Below are 22,082 nucleotides of genomic sequence, written 5' to 3'. Positions count from 1 at the left end.
AACCCTCACTCCTGAGGGTGGTTGAGGGTGTGTCAGGGTCCGGCGCAGCCGCGTCCCGAGGCGACCGCGACGCCGGAGAGCAGCGGTCCGTGGGCCTCGGTGTCCAGCCCTCGCCGCAGCCGGCAGATCTCCGTCAGCCGTGTCGCCGGGTCCAGGTCCCACAGCCGTACGGTGCCGTCGTTGCCGGCGCTGGCCAGGGTGCGCCCGCCGGGCGCGAAGTCCACGCCCCACACCGCGCCCGTGTGCCCGGTCAGGGTCGCCCAGGGCCGCCGCGCCGGCACGTCCCACAGGCGTACGGTGCCGTCGCCGCCGCTGCTGGCCAGCCTGCCGCCGTCCGGGGAGAACGCGATGCCGCGCACCGATCCGGCGTGTCCGGTGAGCGTGCCGGTGGGGCGGTGCCGGCGCAGGTCCCACAGGCGGACGGTCCCGTCGTTGCCGCCGCTGGCCAGCGTGCGTCCGTCGGGGCCGAAGGCCACTGCGCGCACGGCTCCGGTGTGGCCGGTGAGCGTGGCCCGCGGCCGGTGACCCGGCACGTCCCACAGGCGCACGGTCAGATCGTCGCCGGCGGTGGCCAGGGTGCGGCCGTCGCGGCTGAAGGCCAGGTCGTTGACGAAGTCGGTGTGGCCCTCCAGCACGGCGGGCGGGCGGTGTCCGGTGAGGTCCCAGACGCGTGCCGTGCGGTCGGCGGAGGCCGAGGCGAGGGTGCGCCCGTCGGGAGCGAAGGCCACCGCGAACACGGGCTGCCGATGGCCGCGCAGGGTCGCCACGGGCCGCCGGGTCCGCACGTCCCACAGCCGGATGTCGCCGTCGGACGCGGCCGAGGCGAGGGTGCGCCCGTCCGGGGCGAAGGCCACCGCGAACACGGACTGCCGATGGCCGCGCAGGGTCGCCACGGGCCGCCGCGTCCGCACGTCCCACAGCCGCACGGTGTGGTCCGTGCCCGCCGCCGCGAGCAGCCTGCCGTCGGGGCTGTGGTCGGCGCGCGACAGCTCGGTGAAGGGGCGGGCGGTCAGCGCGCGGCCCCGCAGGTCCCACAACGCCACGGACTGGTCGAACCCGGCGGTGGCCAGGGTGCGCCCGGCGGGGTCCACGGCGACGGAGAGCACGTAGTCGGTGTGCCCGGCCAGGGTGGCGACCGCGCGGGCGGCGCGCACGTCCCACAGCCGGGTGGTGCCGTCGCCGCCCGCGCTGACGACGGTGGTGCCGTCGGGCGTGTAGACCAGCGCGTTGACGTCGTCGCCGTGGCCGGCGAGGGTCGCGGTGGTCCGGCGTGCGGTGAGGTCCCACAGGCGTACGGTCCGGTCGGTGCCGCCCGTGGCCAGGGCGCGTCCGCCGGGGGCGACGGCGAGGCCGAGCACCTCTCCGGTGTGCCCGCGCAGGGCGGCGAGCGGCCGCGCGAGGTCCGGGTCCCACAGGCGTACGGTCCCGTCGGCGCCGACGGAGAGCAGCCGCTGTCCGTCGGGTGTGTAGGCGAGGGCGTTGACGTTCCCGGCGTGGCCGGGGAGGACCGCCTCCCGGCGCGGGCGGGGGCGGGTGCGCCAGATCTGGACCGTCCCGTCGGCGGCGGCCACGGCGAGGCGGGCGCCGCGGGGGTCGAAGGCCAGGGCACGGGCGGCGGCGCCCCCGAGAGCGGCGGTGTCCTCCGTCTCCGCCACGCCGAACAGCCGTACGGGCCCGTCCGTCGAGGTCGCCGCCAAGGTCCGCCCGTCCGGGGCGAAGGCGACGGCGCGGATCCGTCCGGGGACCCGGAAGGTGGCGAGGAGGCGGCGGTCGGACAGGCGGCGGAGCCGGACCGTGCCGTCGGAGCTGCCGCTGGCCAGGAGCCGGCCGCCGGGGGCGAAGGCGACCGTGTTGGCGGGGCCGCGATGCCCGGTGAGGCGGGCGGAGAACGGCTGGGCCTGGGTGCTGAGCAGGGCGCCGCGTGCCTCGGCGCCCGCGTCGAGGCGGTAGGCATCCTCGGCCAGTAGCATCGACGCCTCGGGGCGGCCGCCCGCCACGGAGACGGAGCGTACGGCGAGGGCCTGGGCGCGGGCGGCGCGCTCATGGGCGAGGGCGGCGGAGCGCTGCTGCTGGGCGAGGGCGCCCGCGGTCAGGGCGAGACCGAGGAGCACCGCGAGGCCGGCCAGCAGGGCTTGCCGCAGCCGGGTCTGGCGCCGCGCCTGCCGCCCGCGGGCCTCCTCCTCGGCGAGCGCCGCGGCGAGGAACTCCTCCTCCAGGGGGCTGAGCCCGTCCGCGTCCTCGGCCCAGGCGCGGGCCGTCTCCAGACGGCTGCCGCGGTACAGGGCCGACGGGTCGCGGCCCTCCCTCTCCCAGTCCGCGGCGGCGTGGGCCAGCTGCTGGTGGACCAGGAGTCCGGCGCGGTCGGCGTGGACCCAGTCGCGCAGCCGGGGCCAGGCGTGCAGCAGCGCCTCGTGGGCGATCTCCACGGTGTCCTGGTCGACGGTGATCAGCCGGGCCCGGACGAACGCGTCCAGGGCGCGCCCGGCGCCGTCCGCGTCGGCGAGGTGGGCGGTCAGGTCGGCGCGGCGGGCCCGGCGCCGGGTCGGTCCCGTCTCGTCGCCGACCCGCACCAGACGGGACAGCAGCCGCCGTACCGTGCGCTGTTCGGCCGGGTAGAGCCCGGCGAAGACGCTCTCGGCGGTGCGGGCGACCGCGCCCTGGATACCGCCGGTGCGTTCGTACCCGGCGACGGTGAGGGCGGCGCCGTCGCGCTGCTGCCAGGTGGCGAGGAGGGCGTGCGAGACCAGCGGCAGGGCGGCGGAGGTGTGGGTGGCCAGGCCCGCGTCGCGCAGCAGCAGGGGGACGAGGCCGGGTTCCAGGGGGATCGCGGCGAGCTCGGCCGGGCGGGTGATCGACTCGCGGAGTTCGTCGGGGGTCATCGGCGGCAGCACGAACAGGCCGTCGGTGAACGCCTCGGCGAGCTCGGGCAGTTCCAGGCAGCGTCCGGAGAAGTCGGCGCGGACGCCGAGGATCACCAGGGCGCCGTCGTCGGGGGACGCGGCGAGCCCGGTGAGCAGGCGGACGAAGGTGCGCCGCTCGGTCTCGTCGGAGCAGAGCGTGAACAGCTCCTCGAACTGATCGACGATCAGGACCGGGCGCAGCGGCGGCGGTGGGGGCTCGGTGCGGGGCGCGGGGAGCAGGGCCGCGCGGACGGCGGCCGGGAGCCGGTCGGGGCGGCCCGTCAGCTCCGGGACGCCGAGGGTCTTGGCGGTGCGCTCCAGGAGTTCCTCGACGGGGCGGGCGGTGGGGGTGAGGGTGATCACCGGCCACCGGTCGGCGCCCGGCATGGGGAAGCCTCCGGGCCGGGCCAGCGCGGGCACGAATCCGGCGTGCAGCAGGGACGACTTGCCCGCTCCCGAGGGGGCGACCAGCATCACCGGCCCCTTGCCGACCCGCTGGAAGGCCCGTTCGACGAGCGCCGCCGTGGCCCGCTCCCGGCCGAAGAACCAAGCCGCGTCCGCCCGGCCGAACGCCGACAGTCCGCGGTAGGGGCAGGCGGGCTCGTCGGGGCCGGGCTGCTCGACCAGCCGCAGCAACTCCCCGTCGGCGCGCAGGATCTGGTCGCAGCGGCGGGCGACGTCGACCGTGGCGCGCTTGGCTCCGGTCTCGATCTTGCTGAGGTAGCCCTTGCTGTAGTGGGTGCGGCGGGCCAGGTCGGCGAGCGACAGGCCGCGCTGCTGTCGCAGTCGTCTGAGCTGGGCGGGGAAGGAGGCGGTGGTCCGCGGGGAGGGCGCGGGTGCGCTGTGCTCCCCGTCCGCCGGGTCGTGCTGCTGGTCCCCCAAAACGTCCCCCATGGCATGGTGCGTCCACGTCGTGAGACGGCGGACGCCCAGGCTACTGCCGGGGCGGAGGGGGACGGCAGGTCTTTCACCCGGAGTGGCGAAAAACCCGGAGCGGCGGAACCGGAGCGGCGACGGCGGCGAGCGCGGGGAGGAAGGGACGGAGACACGGGCGGGCGTCCGGAGCCGCCGTACGACGGTTCCGGACGCCCTGCTCCCCCGTGGCCGGAAAAGGTCAGGGACGGTTCAGCCGGACGGAGTTGATCGGGGTGAGGTCGGCGTAGACGGCCACGCCGGCGGGGATGGCCTCACCGCAGCCGCCGCCGTTGTACCGGGTGCACAGGTTGGCGGTGGCTCCGCCGGTCTGGTTGTTGTAGACCCAGTGGTGCCCCACCTGGTTGCGCAGGTTGTGGGCGCCGTAGCTCCAGAAGACGTGGGTGGGGTTGACGCTGGGGTCGGTCTCCGGGTCCCGGCCCTCGGGGTAGATGCAGACCGCGCCGTCCGGGCAGCGGTCCCAGTCGGCGGGCCGGGCCTCGGCGGCGCCGCCGAGGGTGAGGACGGCGGCCGCGGCGGTGGCGAGTGCGGCGACGCCGCGGATCTTGTTACGCATGTTTCCCCCTTGCGGGTCTCCTGCGGGTTCGCAGGCCGTGCTTCTCGGTCGCCATCAGCCTGTCCGGGCGGCGGGCCGGGGTCGACGGGTTGCCCGTCGCCCCTGGTCGCGGGGCTCGGGAAACCCGGTCCGACCTGGTCTTTCACCGAGGGGAAGGCAACACCTCAGGGGGCCCGGTCGAGGGCGACCTCGCACCACACCTGCTTGCCGCCGCTGACCGGCAGGGTCCCCCAGGTCGCCGACATGGCCTCGACGAGGAGCAGACCGCGGCCACCGGTGGCCTCCCAGCCGATGCTGGTGGGCTTGACGGGGGTGCGCGGGGAGGAGTCGGCGACGGCGACCCGCAGCCGGCTGTTGACGAGGGTGAGGTCGAGGCGGACCGGGCCCTCGGTGTGCACGAGCGCGTTGGTGACGAGCTCGGAGACGATCAGCAGGACGGCGTCGGCCTCCTCGGCGACCCCCCAGGCGCGCAGGGTGCGCCGGGTGAAGCGGCGGGCGTGCCGTACGGCCTCGGGGACGCGCCAGACGGTCCAGCTCTCCCGCCGGGGGCGTACGGCCATCCCGTCGTAGCGCATCAGGAGCAGGGCGATGTCGTCGCTGCGGTGGGCGCTGCCGAGCAGGGCGTCGGCGACCAGGCCGAGATGGGCGGGGTCGGCCGCGGCGAGGCCGGCCGCGAACCGGGCGAGGCCGGTGTCGATGTCGGCACCCGCCGACTCCACCAGTCCGTCCGTGGTCAGGGCGAGCACGGTGCCGGGTTGCAGGCGCAGCGGGGCCATCGGGAAGTCGGCCTGCCGTTCCACGCCGAGCGGCAGTCCGCCCTCGGCCTCGACGGTCTCGGTTCTTCCGTCCGGGTGACGCAGCACCGGCGGCAGATGTCCGGCGCGCACGCTCCAGGCGGATCCTTCCTCCAGGTCGACGTCGACGTAGGCGCAGGTGACGAAGAGGTCGGTCTCCAGGTCGACGAGGAGCCGGTTGGCGTGGGCGACGACGACGTCGGGCGGGTGGCCCTCGGCGGCGTAGGCGCGCAGGGCGGTGCGCATCTGACCCATCAGGGTGGCGGCGGCCGCGCTGTGGCCCTGGACGTCGCCGATGACGAGGGCGACATGGTTGTCGGGCAGCGGGATGACGTCGTACCAGTCGCCGCCTACCTCCAGGCCGGAGGTGGTGGGCAGATAGCGGGCGACGGCCTCGGCGCCGGGGAGCTTGGGCAGGCGGCGGGGCAGCAGCTGGCGCTGGAGCATGCCGACCAGCTCGTGCTCGGCGTCGAAGGCGCGGGCCCGCATCAGCGCCTGCCCCGCGAGACCGGCGGAGGCGGTGAGCAGGGCGCGTTCGTCGGGGCCGAAGTCGTGCGGGGTGTCCCAGCCGATCAGACAGGCGCCGGCCATGCGGCCCGCGGCGGGCAGCGGGAGCACCGCCAGGCCGCCGGGGCCGACGTCGGCGAGGGCGGGTTCGAGGTGGGTGCCGGCGGGCCAGATGCGGGCGCGGCCCTCGTCCAGGGCCGCGGCGAGGGTGGGCATGGCCCGCACCGGCGCGTCGGGCCACTCGGTGCGCCACTCCATGCGCCACAGCTCGGGCCAGGACTCGGGGTCGGGTGGGTCGAGGACGGTGACGACGAGCCGGTCGCCCTCCAGTTCGGCGAGCGCGATGCGGTCGGCGCGCAGCGGGGTGCGCAGCGCGGCGACGACGGCCTGGCTGACGTCGCGGACGGTGCCGGCGGTGGCGAGCGCGGCGGCGAGGCGCTGCACGCGGGCGACGTCGGTGATGTCGGGCCGGACCGTGGAGGCGTCGGCGACGGTGCCGACGAGGCGGGCGGGGCCGCCCTCGCCGCCGGGCAGCAGCCGGCCGCGCAGCCGGAGCCAGCGCGGCGGTCCGTCGGGTTGCAGCACCCGGAACTCCAGCTCGCGCTCGCCGATGGACATGTGGTCGGCCTCGGTGACGCTCATCAGCGCGGGCAGGTCCTCGGGGACGGTGAGGCCGAGCAGTGTCTCGACCTTGCCGTCGAACTCGGCGGGGTCCAGGCCGAACAGGTCCAGGAGTTCCTCGCCGACCTCGACGCGTCCGGTGTCCACGGCGAGGACGAAGCCGCCGGGCCGCATCACACCGCCCTCGACGGGCTCGGCCGCGGCCGGGCTGGAGACGGCGTCGGCGATCAGCTCCAGACAGGCGCGGTCCTCGGCGTCGAAGCCGCCGGGGCGTTCGGTGACCGCGAGGAGGCAGCCGCCGTCCCGCTCCGGGTCGGTGGGCAGCGCGGCCAGCCAGAAGCCGCCCGCGGGGGTGCGGCGGGCCTCCGGGCCGTCGGCGAGGTCCTCGGGGCCGAGCCACAGCGGGCGGCCGATGCGGTGGGCGTCCGCCGCCGGGGAGCGGCCGGACAGCGGGTAGCCGTCGCGCAGCCCGTACAGGGTGCGGGGCACGCCGGCCGACTCCACGAGGCGCAGCAGGTCCTGGGCGGCCGCCCGGGTGTAGACGGCGGCGAAGGTGGCGCAGGTGAAGACGAGCGCCTGCTCCAGCAGGCGGCGCAGCCGGTCGGACGCGTCCGGGTCTCCGGTGAGGGCCTTCAGCGCGGTCTCGGCACGCTGAACCCTGCCTCCTCGTCCCTCGGCGCCCGCACTGACCACGTCCGTCATTACAACGCGGATGACGCCTCGGCGCAGCCCCTGTGCCGCGAACGCGCCGGTGGACGGCCGCGTGTGCGGTGAGCCGGGGCAGGGGCGGGGAGCGGACCGGCCCGCCCGACGCTGTCCCGGCGGACGCAGGGCCGGCTCCTCGCGCCGGCTCGCCCTTCCGGGCGGATCCGCCGTGGGCGTGCGGGCCGTCTCGCCGTGCGCCGTCGCCGCGGTCGGGGGAGATTTGAAGACCAGCCCCGTCTTCGCGCGCGGGGCGGTGTCCCGTGGCCGGGCGAGGAGGTGGTCGGCGTGTCCGACGGGCAGGCGCCGGCGGCCTCCCGTGCCCCGGTCGGCCGGCCGCTGCTGTCGTTGTCCCTCGCCGCGATGATGGACGAGGTGCATGCGCACTCCGGTGCCGTCTATCTGCTGTCGCAGGAGCATTCGGTGCTGGAGATGGCGGTGATGGCGGGGCTGCCGCGGGCGTTCGCCGCGCCGTGGGAGCGGGTGGCGCTGGGCGCGCCGATCCCGGTCGCCGAGGCGGCCCGCGAGCGGCGGCTGGTGTGGGTGGGCGGCGAGGAGGACATGGCCCGGCTGTATCCGCGGATCGCGGTGGTCCTGCCGTACCCCTTCGCGCTGGCCGCGCTGCCGGTGGCCACGGACACCACCGTCTACGGGGCGGTGTTCGTGACCTGGCCCGGCTCGCACCCTCCGGTGATGTCCGACCACGAGCGCGAGCATCTGACCGCGGCCTGCCGCAGGCTCGCGGTGCGGCTGGAGCGGGCCGCCGAGCAGAGCCTGCCGCTCGCCCCCGAGCCGGACCTCCTCGGCAGCCCGCCCGTGGGGGGCGTGGCGGGCACCCTCGGCACGGTCGAGGCGGCGCGGATGGTCGCGCGGCTGCCGTACGGGCTGTGCTCGCTCGATCTGCACGGCAGGGTCGCCTTCGCCAACGCGGCGGCCGCCGAGCTGATCGGCGTCCCGGTCAGCCGGCTGCTGGGCACCCAGCTGTGGGCGTCGGTGCCCTGGCTCAACGACCCGGTGTACGAGGACCGGTACCGGGCGGCGCTGTTCAGTCAGCAGGGCACGTCGTTCGTGGCGCTGCGCCCACCGGGTGACTGGCTGTCGTTCCGGATGTACCCGAGCACGACCGGCCTCAGTGTGCGGATCACCCGTGCGCGGGGGGTGGCGCCAATGGGGCCGGCGGCTCCCCGTACCGGGGTCGCGGACGGGGCGGCCGGCGGGGCACCGGGGGGCTCGGGCGGCGATACGGAGGGCCGGGCACCGGTCGGCGGGGCGCCGGAGGGCGGGGCGTCGGAGGGCGGCTCGCCGGGGAGCGCGGCCTCGGAGGGCGGTTCGTCGCAGGGCGGGCCCTCGGCTCGCGTCGGCGGGGCCCCGTCGCGGCTGGTGACGATCTCGCAGGTGCTGACGCTCGCCGGGGCGCTGACCGAGGCGGTGGGCGCGCAGGACGTGGTCCAGCTGGTGGCCGACGAGATCGCCCCGGCGGTCGGCGCGCAGGCGGTGGTCGTGCTCGGGTCGCGGGCGAACCGGCTGCATGTGCTGGGGCACCGGGGCTATCCCGACCCGCACATCGTGGAGCGGTTCGACGGCGCCCCGCTGACCCAGCAGACGCCCGGGGTGCACGCCCTGAACACGGGGGTGCCCGCGTTCTTCGAGTCCCGCGCCCAACTGGAGCGGCTGTACCCGGCGCGCCTGGCGACCCCGGACGGCTTCGCCGCGTGGGCGTATCTGCCGCTGATCGCCTCCGGCCGGCCGGTGGGCACCTGTGTGCTCGCCTACGCCGAGCCGCACCCCTTCCCCACCGACGAACGGGCGGTGCTCATCAGCCTCAGCGGGCTGATCGCGCTGGCCCTGGAGCGGGCGCTGCTCTACGACGCCAAGCACCAGCTCGCGCACGGGCTGCAGGCGGCCCTGCTGCCGCACTCCCTGCCGCCGCTGCCCGGCGTGACGGCGGCCGCGCGCTATCTGCCGGCCACCCGCGGCATGGACATCGGCGGCGACTTCTACGACCTGGTGCCGACCGCGGGTGAGGCGGCCGCGGTGATAGGCGACGTGCAGGGGCACAACGTGACGGCGGCCGGGCTGATGGGGCAGCTGCGGACCGCCGTACGGGCGTACACGACCGTCGGTCAGGCGCCGGAGCAGGTGATGACCAGCACCAACCGGCTGCTGATCGACCTGGGCGCCGATCTGTTCGCCAGCTGTCTGTACCTGCGGCTCGATCCCGCCCACGGGCGGGCGGTGATGGCGCGGGCCGGGCATCCGCCGCCGTTGCTGCTGCGGCCGGACGGGCGGGTACGGGTGCTGGACCTGGCGGGCGGCCCGCTGCTGGGCATCGACGCCTCCGCCGCGTATCCGACGACCGAGGTGGCGCTCGCGCCCGGCTCGGTGCTCGTGCTGTACACCGACGGCCTCATCGAGTCCCCCGGCGTGGACATCGAGGACGCGCTGGCCGCCCTCGGGCGACGGCTCGCGCGGGTCGGGGACCAGCCGCTGGACCGGCTGGCGGACGCCCTGGTGGGGCATCTCGCGGCGGCGGAGGAGCGCCTGGACGACGTGGCGCTGCTGTTGCTGCGGGCGCAGCGGTGAGGGGCCTCTGCGGGGGGCGTCTGCGGGGCAGGCCGACGCGGTACGACGCGGTCCGGTCCCGCGCAGGAGGACCGGACCGCGTGTCACCGACCGCCTGGGGACGGGCGGTCGGCGGGGCCGGGGACCGAGGTGGGGTGAGCCGGGCGGTGGGGTCGCGCGGCTCCTCGGTCCCCTGAGCGGGTGTCAGTGGGTCTGCACCAGTCCCGGAGCGTCCTCCCGTCCGGCGCCGATGCCGTTGCCGGCGCCGATTCCGTCGCGGTTGCCGTCGGCGTCACCGACCCCGTCGCTGTCGCCGTCACCGTCGCCGATGCCGCCGCCGTCCGCGTCCTCGCCCTCATCCGCACCGGCACCGGCACCGGCACCGGCGTCCTGGCCCCCGCCGGCCTCGTCTCCCCCGGATCCGGCGCCCGCGTCGCCCTCGCCGGCGCCCTGCGCGCCGCCCCCGCCCAGGGTCGCTCCGACCGCCTCCAGCGCCGTGGTGACCGGCTGGAAGAACGTCTCCCCGCCGGAGGTGCAGTCGCCGCTGCCGCCGGAGGTGAGTCCGATGGCGCTGCCGTCCTGGGTGAACAGGGAGCCGCCGCTGTCGCCGGGCTCGGCGCAGACGTTCGTCTGGATGAGCCCGGTGACCGTGCCCTCGGGGTAGTTGACGGTGGCGTTCAGTCCGGTGACCTGGCCGTCGCGCAGTCCCGTCGTACTGCCCATCCGGAACACCTGCTGTCCGACCGCCGCCTCGGCGGCCTGGTCGATGGCCACCGTCTGCCCATTGCCCAGGTTCACGTCGCTGGGCGGCTGGGTCGCCGGGTCGTCGTACCTGACGAGCGCGAAGTCGCCCGCGCCGGGGAACACGGCCTGGTCGACCGTGGCGATCGGCGCCCCGCCCTGGGCGTCGGACCACTGCTCGACCGCGACTCCGCAGTGACCGGCCGTCAGGAAGGCGGGGCTGCCGTCGTCCGCGACGACGTTGAAGCCGAGCGAGCAGCGGGAGCCACCGCCGAAGATGGCGTCGCCGCCGGAGGCGAACGGCTTGAAGGTCCCGGAGGACTTGCGCAGCGTCGCCATGCCGGAGCCGAGGCCCTCGACCGTGGACTCCAGCGTGTCCCACCTGTCGCCGGTGACCGTGCGGTCGGCGGTGACGACGATCTTGTTGGTGCGCGGGTCGACGGCCCACGCGGTGCCCGGAATGGTGGCGTCGGCCTTGAGGGTGCGTGCGGCGGCCTCCAGTTCGGCCATGCTGTTGTCGACCTGGCGGACGGCCGCGCCGGCCTTCTTGGCCTGCACGACGAGTTGGTTGTTGTCGCCGACCACGTTGACGACGAGCTGCTGCCTGCCGGCGTCGTAGTAGGAGCCGGCGAAGGCGTCGCCGAGGGCGGCGGCCAGCTGCTCGGCGAGCGATCCCGCGTCGCCCGCCTTGAGGGTTCTGGGCGCCGCCGCGTCCGTCGCGCCGTCCTGGGAGGCGTTGGCGTGGGGCAGCAGCAGGGCCGCCGCGCCGAGCGCCACCACGCTTCCCGCCGCGATCGCGGCGTTGCGCTTCGGCATTCGCTTGTGACTCAACCTTCTCGACCTCCTGGGGGACGGAGTCTCGGGCCGCCGGGCGGCGGCTGTCGGGGCGCCTGGTTGGTCAGGGGTACGCAGGGGGCGCGCGGGGCGTTCAATTGCGGTGGGGCGGGGGGAACAATCCCCCTTATGACGATGACGACGGACGAAGCCGACAAGATCCTCTCCGCCAACTTCGCCCCCTGGGTCCTGGAACTGGGGCTCACGGTCGAGGCGTTGGACGAGCGGCGGGCGGTGCTGCGGCTGCCCTGGTCGGCGGCGCTGGCCCGGGAGGGCGGGGCGCTGTCGGGGCAGGCGCTGATGGCCGCGGCGGACACGGCGACGGTGATCGCGGTGTCGGCGGCGCGGGGCGGTTTCGTACCGATGACGACCGTTCAGCAGTCGACGTCGTTCCAGCGCGCGGTGACCGGGTCGGACGTACTGATCGAGGCGGCGCTGACGAAGCTGGGCCGCCGGATGGCGTTCGCCGACATCGCGATGACGGAGGAGGCGAGCGGGGAACTCGCGGCGAAGGCGAGCACGGTCTACGCGCTTCTGGGCTGAGCCCCTTGACGCACCGACGGACAGACACGCGCACAGCTTCACCGAACACGGTCCGACACGCACCGCGACCGAACAGAAGCGGTCGGTCGCGAACATGTGGCGGAATCCCCGCTTCAGCGAATCTGCACACCGATTACCCAACCGGCTCACGGCACCCGGCAGATCTGCACAAGCGCCGTGGGCCGGTTGCGAGGTTGCGGCGGGAGTGCCGGATTCGCCGCCCGCACCCCGCGGCGCCCCTCGCCCCGCTGCCGCGCGGGTTGTGAAGAAGTCGCCGTCAAGCCGTGCCCACGCCTGCACCAATAGGTCTCCTGCGGGACTCAAGTGCGCAGGTGAGGGGCCTGGTTGATTGGAAGCGCGCGGTCGGCGCGTGCTTTGATCCATCGCACCGCGGGGCCTGCTCGGGGCTCCCCCTCCACGGGCGTCCGGCGCCCGCGGGCCGCGGCCGTCCGTCTGTGCGCAGAGGGGCCGCTCTCCCCCTTGTGAAATTTCCATAGGAAGGGAAGTTCCATCATGAACTCCACCCCCCAGGTCGAGACCGCCGAGATCGCTGACGCCGACCTCGACAACGTCTCCGGCGGTCTGCACCTGAACACCCTCGACAGCACCCTGGGCCTGGCCCAGGAGATCGCCCCGGGCGCCTTCGGCCTGGTCAACACGGTCTCCGGTGTCGCCCAGGGCGTCACCGGCGTGAACCTGGCCCCGGCCCAGGGCTTCGTGGCCGGTCTCTGACCGCAGCCGGAGCACACCCTGACGTGCTCTTGAGTCCCGGGGCCGGTCCTGCCGGTCCCGGGACTCGGTCTGTCCCGACGCGCACCATCCCTGGGTGAGGAAGATCCGTGCAGTTCCGCCAACAGGCCCTCGCCAGGCTCAACTCCCCGGACGAGCTCGACCTTCCGGTGCGGCTGGCCCGCCCGCAGGGCTGGCTCGTGCTGTCCGTGACGCTGGTCGCGATGGCGGCCGCGTCCGTGTGGGCGGTGACGGGTGAGGTGTCCTCGACCGTAAGCGCGCCCGCCGTGCTCACCCACGGCAAGGGCAGCTACATCCTGCAGAGCCCCGTCGCGGGCCAGGTCACCGAGATCCTGGCCGAGCAGGGCGAGCAACTGCCCGCCGACGCAGCCGTGCTGAAGGTCCGTACGGCCGACGGTGACACCGTGGTCCGCGCGGTGGCCGCGGGACGGGTGACCGCGCTCGCCGCGTCCGTCGGACAGATCGTGTCGACCGGCACGAACCTCGCCGCCGTGGAGAAGGTCACCCGAGCCGACGCCCCGCTGTACGCGACGGTCTACGTGCCCGCGAAGAGCGCGGCCTCGATCCCCGCGAACGCCGCGGTGGACCTGACCGTGCAGACCGTCCCCGCCCAGCGGTACGGGGTGCTGCGCGGGCATGTGCAGTCCGTGGACCCCTCCCCGCAGTCCGCCCAGCAGATCGGCGCGTTCCTCGGCGACGGCCAGCTCGGCGAGCAGTTCACCCGTGACGGCCGCCCGGTGGCCGTGCTGGTCCGCCTGGACCGCGCGTCCGGCACGAAGAGCGGCTACCGCTGGTCGACCTCCGACGGTCCGCCGCAGCGGCTGACCTCCATGACCCTGGCCGACGGCTCGATCCATCTGGCCGACCAGCGTCCCGTCGACTGGCTGCTGCCGTGACCGCCACCCGGCGCCGGGCCGCGGCCGCCCCGCCCCCGAAGACCCGCACGAAGACCGTGCGCACCCCCACCGTGCTCCAGATGGAGGCCGTCGAGTGCGGCGCCGCCTCCCTGGCGATGGTGCTCGGCCACTACGGCCGCCATGTCCCGCTGGAGGAGCTGCGCATCGCCTGCGGTGTCTCCCGCGACGGCTCGCGCGCCTCCAACCTGCTGAAGGCGGCCCGCAGTTATGGTCTGACCGCCAAGGGCATGCAGATGGACCTGGCGGCACTCGCCGGGGTGCAGGGCCCGGCGATCCTGTTCTGGAACTTCAACCACTATGTCGTCTACGACGGCATGGGCCGCCGCTTCGGCCGGCGCGGTGTCTTCGTCAACGACCCCGGCAAGGGCCGGCGGTTCGTGCCGATGGAGGAGTTCGACGGCAGCTTCACCGGTGTGGTGCTGGTGATGGAGCCGGGCGAGGACTTCACCAGGGGCGGGCGCCGGCCCGGCGTCCTCGGCGCGATGCCCGCCCGGCTGCGCGGCACGGCGGGCACCCTGCCCGCGGCCGTGCTGGCGAGCCTGCTGCTGGTGCTGGTCGGCGCGGCGGTGCCCGCGCTCAGCCGCACCTACATCGACACCTTTCTGATAGGCGGTCAGACCTCGCTGCTGGGCGTGCTGTTCGCCGCGATGGCCGCGTGCGTGCTGCTGACCGTGGTGCTGACCTGGCTGCAGCAGGCCAACCTGCACCACGGCCGGATCATCTCCTCCACCCTGTCCAGCGCCCGCTTCCTGCGCCATCTGCTGCGGCTGCCGGTCACCTTCTTCTCCCAGCGCAGCCCCGCCGACCTGGTGCAGCGCCTGCAGTCCAACGACGCGGTCGCCGAGACCCTGGCCCGCGACCTCGCGGCGGCGGGCGTGGACGCGGTGGTCGTGGTGCTGTACGCGCTGCTGCTGTACACCTACGACCCGCAGCTGACCGGGGTCGGCATCGGCGTGGCCCTGCTGAACGTCGTCGCGCTGCGGATCGTCGTACGGCTGCGCGCGACCCGTACGGCCAAGCTGCGCGCCGACAACGCGCGGCTGACCAACACGGCGTACACCGGGCTGCAGTTGATCGAGACGATGAAGGCGACCGGTGGCGAGGACGGCTACTTCCGCAAGTGGGCGGGGCAGCACGCCACCACGCTGGAGGAGCAGCAGCGGCTCGGGGTGCCGGGCGCGTGGCTGGGAATCGTCGCGCCGACGCTGGCCACGCTGAACAGCGCGCTGATCCTGTGGATCGGCGGTCTGCGGGCCGTCGAGGGACATGTGTCGGTCGGTCTGCTGGTGGCCTTCCAGGCGCTGGTGACCCGGTTCACCGCTCCGCTGACCCGGCTCAACGGTGTGGTGGGGCGCATCCAGGACTTCGCCGCGGACGTGGCCCGGCTGAAGGACGTGGAGAACTTCCGCGCGGACCCGCTGTACGCACGCAAGGGCGGCGAGTCGACGCGGCGGCTCCAGGGGCATGTGGAGCTGGAGAACATCACGTTCGGCTACAGCCCGCTGGACAAGCCCCTGCTGTCCGGGTTCGACCTGACGGTCGGGCCGGGCCGGCAGGTGGCGCTGGTCGGCGGCTCGGGCAGCGGCAAGTCGACGGTGTCGCGGCTGATCTCGGGTCTGTACACGCCCTGGGAGGGAGTCATCCGTATCGACGGACGGCGCCTGGAGGACATTCCACGCGGGGCGCTCGCGGCGTCCGTCTCCTTCGTCGACCAGGAGGTGTTCCTGTTCGAGGGGAGCGTGCGGGACAACGTGGCGCTGTGGGACCCGTCGATCCCGGACGAGGCGGTGATCGAGGCGCTGAAGGACGCGGCGCTGTACGACGTGGTGATGCGCAGGCCGGGCGGCATCCACAGCCCGGTCGAGCAGGACGGGCGCAACTTCTCCGGCGGGCAGCGCCAACGCCTGGAGATCGCGCGGGCGTTGGTGCGCCGGCCGAGCATCCTGGTGCTGGACGAGGTGACCAGCGCGCTGGACGCGGAGACCGAGCAGGTGGTGATGGACAACCTGCGCCGGCGCGGCTGTGCGTGCGTGGTGATCGCGCACCGGCTGTCCACCGTGCGCGACAGCGACGAGATCGTGGTGCTCCAGCACGGCACGGTCGTCGAGCGCGGCCGGCACGAGGAGCTGCTGGCGCTCGGCGGGGCGTACGCGGCGCTGGTCAGGGAGCGGTGAGATGACGGCCGTGGACGAGGGCCTGTACGAGGGCGATCCGGTGCTCTGCGCGCTCGGGCGGATGGGCACGCGCATCGACTGCGCGGGCTTCGGCCGCCTGGACCTGGAGGGTCCGCAGGTGCTGTGGCTGGTCGCGGGCGGTGCCCTGGACCTGTTCGCGGTGGACGCCGTGGAGCAGGGCCACTGGCATCACGTGGGCCGGCTGGAGGCGGGCGCGCTGCTGCTGGGACCGGCGACCGGGGCGCGGCACACGCTGATCGCCCGGCCGTCGCGGGACTGCGTGGTGCACCGTATCGGGCTGCGGGAGCTGTACCAGCAGCAGCCGGTGACCTGGTCGTACGACGAGTGGGGCAACCCCGTGGCCCCGCAGCCGAGTCCCCTGGAGCACGCCCTCGCCCTCGGGGTGGGCCGTGGTCTGTCCGTGCTGTTCCAGGCGCCGATGGCGGCCGATCCGTCCGCGGCACCGGCCGACGACGACGTGTTGTGGATGCAGGTGCCGCCCGGCAGCGTGCAGTACGGCTCGCTCTACGGGGCGGAGGCGGCCGGCGATCTGCTGATGGACCCGGCGCTGTGGCAGAGCATGGTCGAGCAGCAGTACCGCCTGCTGACCACCCTGGACCGCTGGATCGAGCAGCTGGAGCACACCCACGAGACCCGGACGGCCGCCGGCATCAAGGCCGGTGAGGCGGTACGCGCGCAGGCCGACCGCACCCTGCTCGCGTCCATCGGCAAGGGCTCCGGGCGGCGCCACACGGCCGCCGACGCGGACGCCACGTACGCCGCCTGCAGGCTGGTCGCGAGCGCGGCCGGGATCACGCTGGCCGAACCCGCGCACGGCGGCACCGAGAGCGACCGCCTCGACCCGGTCGAGCGGATCGCGCTGGCCTCGCGGGTGCGGACCCGGTCGGTACGGCTGGACGGGCGCTGGTGGCGTGACGACATGGGCCCGCTGGTGGGCCGGCGTGCCCTGTCCGGGGCGCCGGTGGCACTGCTGTGGCGGCGCGGCGGCTATGTGGCCGTACAGCCTACGACCGGCCGGGAGACGCCGGTGGAGAAGGCGAACGCGGGCGAGTTCGAGCCGCGGGCGGTGATGTTCTACCGTCCGCTGCCCGAGCGGCGGCTCGGCCCGCTGGGGCTGGCGCGGTTCGTGCTGCGCGGCACGCGCGGCGATGTGACGACGCTGCTGCTCGCCGGGCTGGTGACCGTGGGCATCGGCGCGCTGGTGCCGGTGGCGACGGGCAAGGTGCTCGGCGCGTACGTGCCGAAGGCGCAGTCCGGGCTGATCGGCCAGGTGTGTCTGGCGGTGATCGTCAGCAGTCTGGTGGCGGCGGCGTTCATGCTGCTGCAGAACCTGACGATCCTGCGCCTGGAGGGCCGTATCGAGGCCACCCTCCAGCCCGCCGTGTGGGACAGGCTGCTACGGCTGCCGACGAGCTTCTTCGCCGGGCGGTCCACGGGGGAGCTGGCCAGCGCCGCCATGGGCGTCAGCGCGATCCGGCGGCTGCTCGCGGGCGTCGGGCCCACGGTCGCGCAGTCGGTGACGGTCGGCGCGATGAACCTGGCGCTGCTGCTGTGGTACAGCGTGCCGATGGCGATGGCGGCCATCGGCATGCTGGTGCTGGTCGCCGGGGTGTTCCTGGGCCTCGGGCTGTGGCAGGTGCGCTGGCAGCGGCGGCTGGTGAAGCTGACGAACCGGCTGAACAACCGGGCCTACCAGACGCTGCGCGGACTGCCGAAGCTGAGGGTCGCGGCGGCGGAGAACTACGCGTACGCCTCCTGGGCGGGCGAGTTCGCGCGCAGCCGGGAGCTCCAGCAGCGGGTGGGCCGGATCAAGAACCTGTCGGCGGTGCTGGGCGCGGTGTATCTGCCGCTGTGCTCGCTGCTGCTGTTCATGCTGCTCGCGGGCCCGGCGCGGGGTGCGATGTCCGCCGCCGACTTCCTCGCCTTCCACACCGCGGTGACCATGCTGCTGACCTCGGTCACCCAGCTGACGGGCGCGTTCGTGTCGGTGGTGGCCGCACTGCCGCTGTACGAGGAGATCAAGCCGGTGCTGGCGGCGACACCGGAGGTGCGCACGGGCAGCACCCGGCCGGGGCCGCTGTCGGGGGCGCTGGAGGCGCGGCGGCTGTCGTTCCGGTACTCCGACGACGGGCCGCTGGTGCTGGACGACGTGTCGTTCGAGGTGCGGCCGGGGGAGTTCGTGGCCGTCGTCGGCCCGAGCGGCTGCGGCAAGTCGACGCTGCTGCGGCTGCTGATCGGTTTCGACCGGCCGGTGTCCGGGAGTGTCCTCTACGACGGGCAGGACCTGGCGGCGCTGGACCAGTCGGCGGTGCGGCGGCAGTGCGGGGTGGTGCTCCAGCACGCGCAGCCGTTCACCGGCTCGATCATGGACGTCATCTGCGGCACCGAGCCGTACACACCGGAGGAGGTGATGGCGGCGGCCGAGCTGGCCGGGCTCGCCGACGACATCCGGCGGATGCCGATGGGCCTGCACACCATCGTCTCCGGCGGGGGTTCGGTCTCCGGTGGGCAGCGGCAGCGGCTGATGATCGCCCAGGCGCTGATCCGGCGTCCGCGGATCCTGTTCTTCGACGAGGCGACCAGCGCCCTGGACAACGAGACCCAGCGCCGGGTCATCGAGTCCACCAAGGCGCTCGACGCCACCCGTGTCGTGATCGCGCACCGGCTGTCCACGGTCCTGGACGCGGACCGGGTCGTCGTCATGGAGCACGGCAAGGTCGTCCAGCAGGGCCCGCCCGCGCAGCTCCTCGCGGATCCCGGCGGGCGGCTGCACGAGCTGGTGCGGCGGCAGCTGGCCTGAGCGTCATCCCTCGCCGGGGCCGGGGACGGGGGCGCCGGAGGGGAAACCGGCCTCCACATAGCCGTCGTAGCACTCCCGCCACAGCGCCTCGGCGTCCGCCGCATGCGGGCCGTCCGTGGACTCGCCGCGGGCGAGGGCGTCCAGCGCGGTGAGGCACACCTCCCAGCCGGCGGCGTTGCGGGCGGCGGCCTCCGCATCCGCGAGGACGTCGGTGAGGGTGAGCCGGGTGCGGCCGGAGTCCTCCTCGGTCACGTCCAGGCGGATCTCGTCGCCGCCCCACTCGAACGCCAGTCGGCGAGGCTCCTCGGCGGCCAGCACGAGGCCCGTGGAGTCCGGCTGGTTCGGGTCGCCGCTGAACCGGACCGTGCCGCCGGGGCGCAGCTCGAACTCGGCCCGTGCGGGGAACCAGCCGGGCTCGAACAGCAGGGACCAGACCCCCTCGGGGGGACGGGCGTAGGCACGGGCCAGGACGACGGCGGGGCGGCCGTCGTCCAGGGCGAGAAAGCTTCCGGTCAGCTCGGCGGGCATGCTGGATCACTCCTTCGGGAGCCGTACGATGCCCCATTCCTCCCGCAATGCCGGGATCCGTACACCCCCGGACGGCGACAAGACGCCGTTCCCGCGGGACCGGGGCGGGTACTCGCCCCTCGCGACCCCGTGCCCGCACGTTCCCGAGCCGTACCGAGGAGCCGCCATGACCGACGACGAGATCCGCCCCGAGGAACGCCCCGAGACCGCCCGCGAGGAGGTCCTGCGCGAGATCCGCGACGCCGAGCGCCGCACCCGCGAGGACGAGGAGGACCGCCGCCACCGGGGTGAGGCCGGGGACGCGATCACCCCGAACACGCAGGCGCAGGAGGAATCCCAGGGCGAGTGACCCCCGGCCCCGCGGCCCGTCCGCGGGCCTGCGGGTCTGGAGGTCCGCCGGGCCTGCGGGCCCGCGGGGCCCCGTGGGCCGTCCGGCCCAGCGAAGTCCGGTGGGTCCGGCGGCACAGGCAGTCCAGCGGACCGTCCGATCCAGGCGAGACCCGGCAATCCGACGGTCCCGCGGGACCCCAGCGACGCCGGCGCGCCTGCGGGCTCCGGCGGGGCCCAGCAGGGTCCGGCCGACCGTCCGGTCCAGCGGAGTCCAGAGACTCCGGCGAGATCCGGCGGCCTGCGCGGCCACCAGAGTCCCCACGGGGCCGGCTGCATCCGGCGGCCCGTGGAGTCCAGCGACCCTCCGGTCCAGGAAGGTCGAACGATCCGGCGAGATGCCGCGGGCCTGCGGGACACCTCGAGGCCGGCGCGCCTGCGGGGCCCGGCGGGCCGTCCGGCCCAGCGGAGTCCAGTGGGTCCGGCCGACCGTCCGGTCCAGCTGAGTCCAGAGACTCCGGCGAGATCTGGCGGCCTGCCGAGTCCGAGGTCCGTCCGGGCCAGGCGGGGGCCCAGGGATCCGACGGGTCCGGGGGGCATGCGGGTCTGACGGGTCCGGCGGGTCTGCGGGGGCCGGCGGGGCCGCGCGGTGGCTCCGGGACGGGTGGGGGCCGGCGAGGGGGCGTTCCGGCTGGCCGGCATCGCCGTGCGGCGTCGGATGCGGTGGTCCGCGTTCAGCCGGGTACCCGGGGGCGCATGAATCACGACCTCGCCGTGTCCCGCACGCAGGAGCGGACGGATCTCGATCCCGCCGCTCCGCGCCCGCCCGCCGCTCGTGGCCCGGTCTCCGCGGCCGTACGCGATCATCTGCTCGGCAGGGGCCCGCTGCCGCCCTCCGAGGCGGTCGCGGCCGCCGACGCCTACGGCGACGACCTGCAGATGGCCCTGTATCTGTGCTACGAGCTGCACTACCGGGGCCTGGCCGGAGTCGCGCCGGAGTGCGAGTGGGACCCCGAGCTGCTGCGCACCCGGGCGGCCCTGGAGGGCCGCTTCCTCACCGCGCTGCGCTCGGACGTACCGGCCCACGACGATGTGACCGGCGCCCTCGACGAGCTGCTGGAGGAGCCCGCCGAGGGCTCGGGGGTGAGCCACTTCCTGGCCGCCGAGGGCGAGTTGTGGCAGCTGCGGGAGTACGCCGCCCAGCGGTCCGTGTACCACCTGAAGGAGGCCGACCCGCACGCCTGGGTGCTGCCGCGGCTGCACGGCCGGGCGAAGGCGGGGATGGCGGCGGTGGAGTTCGACGAGTACGGCGGCGGCCGGGCCGACCGGGTGCACGCGGAGCTGTTCGCCCGGCTGATGAGCGACCTGGACCTGGATCCGGCATACGGCCGCTACGCGGACTCGGCCTCCGCCGCGGCCCTGGCGACGGTGAACCTCATGTCGCTGATGGGCCTGCACCGCTCGCTGCGCGGCGCGCTGGTCGGGCACTTCGCCACGGTCGAGGTCACCTCCTCCCCCGCCTCCCGGCGCCTGGCGAAGGCGATGCGCCGCGCGGGCGCGGGCCCCGCGGCCGCGTTCTTCTACGACGAGCACGTCGAGGCCGACGCGGTGCACGAGCAGGTCGTACGCCATGAGGTGGTCGACGGCCTGCTGGAGGACGAGCCGCACCTCGCCGCCGACGTCGTCTTCGGTATCGACACCACCGTCCTGCTGGAGGACCGCCTCGCCGCCCACCTGCTCGACGCCTGGCGCGCGGGGACATCGTCGCTGCACACGCCCCTCGGCACCACCCCCGGTACATCGTGACCGGGTGGGGTACTTGGCGCGCATGAGTCGATTCAGCCCCCCTGGGGTCTATCCACCACAGGAGGACACCGCCCTCCTGGCCGAGGCTCTCGGTGACGAACCGCTCCCGCCCGGCGCGCGAGTCCTGGACGTCGGCACCGGAAGCGGTGCGCTGGCGCTGGACGCGGCGCGGCTGGGCTCGCGGGTGACGGCGGTGGACGTGTCCTGGCGGGCGACGCTCGCGGCCCGCGTGAACGCGCTGCTGGCCGGGCAGCCGGTCCGGGTGCGGCGCGGGAACCTCTTCGACCCCGTGCGCGGACAGTCGTTCGACCTCATCCTGGCCAATCCGCCGTACGTACCGGCGCCGCCGCGGGCCGGCGCACCGCGTGGTGCGGCACGGGCCTGGGACGCGGGGCCGGACGGCAGGCTGCTGCTGGACCGGATCTGCCTGGAGGCCCCGGCACTGCTGCGCCCCGGCGGGGTGCTGCTGCTGGTGCACTCGGCGCTGAGCGGGCCCGACCGCACCCTCGGCCGGCTGCGTGCCGCCGGGCTGAAGGCCACGGTGGTCCGGCGTCGGCGCATCGCCTTCGGGCGGGTGCTGCGGGCCCGGCGGGAGTGGCTGTGCGAGCGGGGTCTGCTGTCCGCCGCCGACGAGACCGAGGAACTGGTGGTCATCCGTGCCGAACTCCCCCGCTGACCCGCCGCACTCCCCCGCAGAGTCCCCGCACTCCCCCGCAGAGCCCCCGTCCTCCCCCGTGGACCCCCCGCACTCCGCCGCCGACCCGCCGCGCAGGATCGCCGCCCGGCGCCGGGGGCCCCTGCTCGTCGAGGGCCCGGTGGAGGTGGAGCTGGAGGACGGCTCCGTGGTGACCTCGGACCGCTTCAAGGTGGCGCTGTGCACCTGTGCCCGCAGCCGGACCTTCCCCTGGTGCGACACAAGTCACCGGCGGACCGCACGGCCCGCCGGTGACGACCACGAACAGCCCCGGAATCAGGGCGAGAACGCATGATGCCGGGGTCCGGCCGGGCGGCCCCACTCCGCCCGGCCGGTCCCCGGCGCGGGAACCGCACTTCTCACACGACCGTG

General features: G+C 74.9%; 15 protein-coding genes. 10 read left to right on the top strand and 5 right to left on the bottom strand.

The window, feature by feature from the left end; genetic code table 11:
- Window positions 1-32 precede the first annotated feature (32 nt).
- The 3 genes from ACSU6M_RS30415 to ACSU6M_RS30405 form a co-directional block, all read right to left on the bottom strand.
- Window positions 33-3,794 carry an nSTAND1 domain-containing NTPase gene (locus ACSU6M_RS30415; protein WP_437074024.1) on the bottom strand — a complete coding sequence of 1,254 codons (3,762 nt, stop codon included), beginning with the start codon at window positions 3,792-3,794 and terminating at the stop codon, window positions 33-35.
- Window positions 3,795-4,014: 220 nt separating this feature from the next.
- The gene (locus ACSU6M_RS30410) at window positions 4,015-4,389 is read right to left on the bottom strand and encodes a hypothetical protein (RefSeq protein ID WP_437074022.1); all 375 of its coding nucleotides are present in this window, start codon (window positions 4,387-4,389) and stop codon (window positions 4,015-4,017) included.
- 164 nt (window positions 4,390-4,553) lie between these two features.
- A complete protein-coding gene (locus tag ACSU6M_RS30405; RefSeq protein WP_437074021.1) occupies window positions 4,554-7,013 on the bottom strand; it encodes a SpoIIE family protein phosphatase in 2,460 nt (819 codons plus the stop codon).
- A gap of 279 nt (window positions 7,014-7,292) precedes the next feature.
- Between ACSU6M_RS30405 and ACSU6M_RS30400 the strand changes: the two genes are divergently transcribed.
- A complete protein-coding gene (locus tag ACSU6M_RS30400; RefSeq protein ID WP_437074020.1) occupies window positions 7,293-9,596 on the top strand; it encodes a PP2C family protein-serine/threonine phosphatase in 2,304 nt (767 codons plus the stop codon).
- A gap of 183 nt (window positions 9,597-9,779) precedes the next feature.
- Here the strand turns inward: ACSU6M_RS30400 and ACSU6M_RS30395 are convergent, their stop codons facing one another.
- Complete coding sequence (locus ACSU6M_RS30395) at window positions 9,780-11,147, bottom strand: S1 family peptidase (protein WP_437074018.1); 1,368 nt, start codon at window positions 11,145-11,147, stop codon at window positions 9,780-9,782.
- A 132-nt stretch (window positions 11,148-11,279) separates the two neighbouring features.
- On the opposite strand from ACSU6M_RS30395, the gene ACSU6M_RS30390 reads away from it, so the two are divergent.
- The 5 genes from ACSU6M_RS30390 to ACSU6M_RS30370 all read left to right on the top strand — a co-directional run bounded on the left by ACSU6M_RS30390 (window position 11,280) and on the right by ACSU6M_RS30370 (window position 18,355).
- The gene (locus ACSU6M_RS30390) at window positions 11,280-11,693 is read left to right on the top strand and encodes a PaaI family thioesterase (protein WP_437074016.1); all 414 of its coding nucleotides are present in this window, start codon (window positions 11,280-11,282) and stop codon (window positions 11,691-11,693) included.
- A 513-nt stretch (window positions 11,694-12,206) separates the two neighbouring features.
- Entirely contained in the window at window positions 12,207-12,425 is a 219-nt protein-coding gene (locus ACSU6M_RS30385) for a type A2 lantipeptide (protein WP_437074014.1), read from the top strand.
- A gap of 107 nt (window positions 12,426-12,532) precedes the next feature.
- Complete coding sequence (locus ACSU6M_RS30380) at window positions 12,533-13,339, top strand: HlyD family efflux transporter periplasmic adaptor subunit (RefSeq protein ID WP_437074013.1); 807 nt, start codon at window positions 12,533-12,535, stop codon at window positions 13,337-13,339.
- Window positions 13,336-15,534 carry an NHLP family bacteriocin export ABC transporter peptidase/permease/ATPase subunit gene (locus tag ACSU6M_RS30375; protein WP_437074011.1) on the top strand — a complete coding sequence of 733 codons (2,199 nt, stop codon included), beginning with the start codon at window positions 13,336-13,338 and terminating at the stop codon, window positions 15,532-15,534. Before ACSU6M_RS30380 ends, ACSU6M_RS30375 begins: the two co-directional genes overlap by 4 nt.
- Window position 15,535: 1 nt before the next feature.
- Window positions 15,536-18,355 (top strand): NHLP bacteriocin export ABC transporter permease/ATPase subunit, encoded by a 2,820-nt coding sequence (locus ACSU6M_RS30370; RefSeq protein ID WP_437074010.1) that lies wholly within the window; start codon window positions 15,536-15,538, stop codon window positions 18,353-18,355.
- Window positions 18,356-18,358: 3 nt separating this feature from the next.
- Here ACSU6M_RS30370 and ACSU6M_RS30365 read toward each other — a convergent pair whose 3' ends face one another.
- Complete coding sequence (locus ACSU6M_RS30365; RefSeq protein ID WP_437074008.1) at window positions 18,359-18,883, bottom strand: SRPBCC domain-containing protein; 525 nt, start codon at window positions 18,881-18,883, stop codon at window positions 18,359-18,361.
- 166 nt (window positions 18,884-19,049) lie between these two features.
- Between ACSU6M_RS30365 and ACSU6M_RS30360 the strand changes: the two genes are divergently transcribed.
- The 4 genes from ACSU6M_RS30360 to ACSU6M_RS30345 all read left to right on the top strand — a co-directional run bounded on the left by ACSU6M_RS30360 (window position 19,050) and on the right by ACSU6M_RS30345 (window position 22,005).
- Window positions 19,050-19,232, top strand: a complete 183-nt coding sequence (locus tag ACSU6M_RS30360; protein ID WP_437074006.1) for a hypothetical protein — start codon at window positions 19,050-19,052, stop codon at window positions 19,230-19,232.
- A 734-nt stretch (window positions 19,233-19,966) separates the two neighbouring features.
- The gene (locus tag ACSU6M_RS30355) at window positions 19,967-21,016 is read left to right on the top strand and encodes an iron-containing redox enzyme family protein (protein ID WP_437074004.1); all 1,050 of its coding nucleotides are present in this window, start codon (window positions 19,967-19,969) and stop codon (window positions 21,014-21,016) included.
- Between the two features lie 22 nt (window positions 21,017-21,038).
- The gene (locus tag ACSU6M_RS30350) at window positions 21,039-21,692 is read left to right on the top strand and encodes a HemK2/MTQ2 family protein methyltransferase (protein ID WP_437074002.1); all 654 of its coding nucleotides are present in this window, start codon (window positions 21,039-21,041) and stop codon (window positions 21,690-21,692) included.
- Window positions 21,693-21,750: 58 nt separating this feature from the next.
- Window positions 21,751-22,005, top strand: a complete 255-nt coding sequence (locus tag ACSU6M_RS30345; protein ID WP_437074000.1) for a CDGSH iron-sulfur domain-containing protein — start codon at window positions 21,751-21,753, stop codon at window positions 22,003-22,005.
- The last annotated feature ends 77 nt before the right edge of the window (window positions 22,006-22,082 follow it).

Source organism: Streptomyces sp. enrichment culture, from assembly GCF_964272895.1.
Lineage (GTDB): Bacteria > Actinomycetota > Actinomycetes > Streptomycetales > Streptomycetaceae > Streptomyces.
This window is presented reverse-complemented; position numbering and strand designations above follow the sequence as displayed.

What these genes read in the sequence shown, in the direction of transcription:
- ACSU6M_RS30350 (WP_437074002.1), top strand. Translation starts at nt 21,039, where the DNA reads ATGAGTCGATTCAGCCCCCCTGGGGTCTATCCACCACAGGAGGACACC.
- ACSU6M_RS30370 (WP_437074010.1), top strand. Translation starts at nt 15,536, where the DNA reads ATGACGGCCGTGGACGAGGGCCTGTACGAGGGCGATCCGGTGCTCTGC.
- ACSU6M_RS30355 (WP_437074004.1), top strand. Translation starts at nt 19,967, where the DNA reads ATGAATCACGACCTCGCCGTGTCCCGCACGCAGGAGCGGACGGATCTC.
- ACSU6M_RS30410 (WP_437074022.1), bottom strand. Translation starts at nt 4,389, where the DNA reads ATGCGTAACAAGATCCGCGGCGTCGCCGCACTCGCCACCGCCGCGGCC.
- ACSU6M_RS30365 (WP_437074008.1), bottom strand. Translation starts at nt 18,883, where the DNA reads ATGCCCGCCGAGCTGACCGGAAGCTTTCTCGCCCTGGACGACGGCCGC.
- ACSU6M_RS30360 (WP_437074006.1), top strand. Translation starts at nt 19,050, where the DNA reads ATGACCGACGACGAGATCCGCCCCGAGGAACGCCCCGAGACCGCCCGC.
- ACSU6M_RS30385 (WP_437074014.1), top strand. Translation starts at nt 12,207, where the DNA reads ATGAACTCCACCCCCCAGGTCGAGACCGCCGAGATCGCTGACGCCGAC.
- ACSU6M_RS30390 (WP_437074016.1), top strand. Translation starts at nt 11,280, where the DNA reads ATGACGATGACGACGGACGAAGCCGACAAGATCCTCTCCGCCAACTTC.
- ACSU6M_RS30405 (WP_437074021.1), bottom strand. Translation starts at nt 7,013, where the DNA reads ATGACGGACGTGGTCAGTGCGGGCGCCGAGGGACGAGGAGGCAGGGTT.
- ACSU6M_RS30415 (WP_437074024.1), bottom strand. Translation starts at nt 3,794, where the DNA reads ATGGGGGACGTTTTGGGGGACCAGCAGCACGACCCGGCGGACGGGGAG.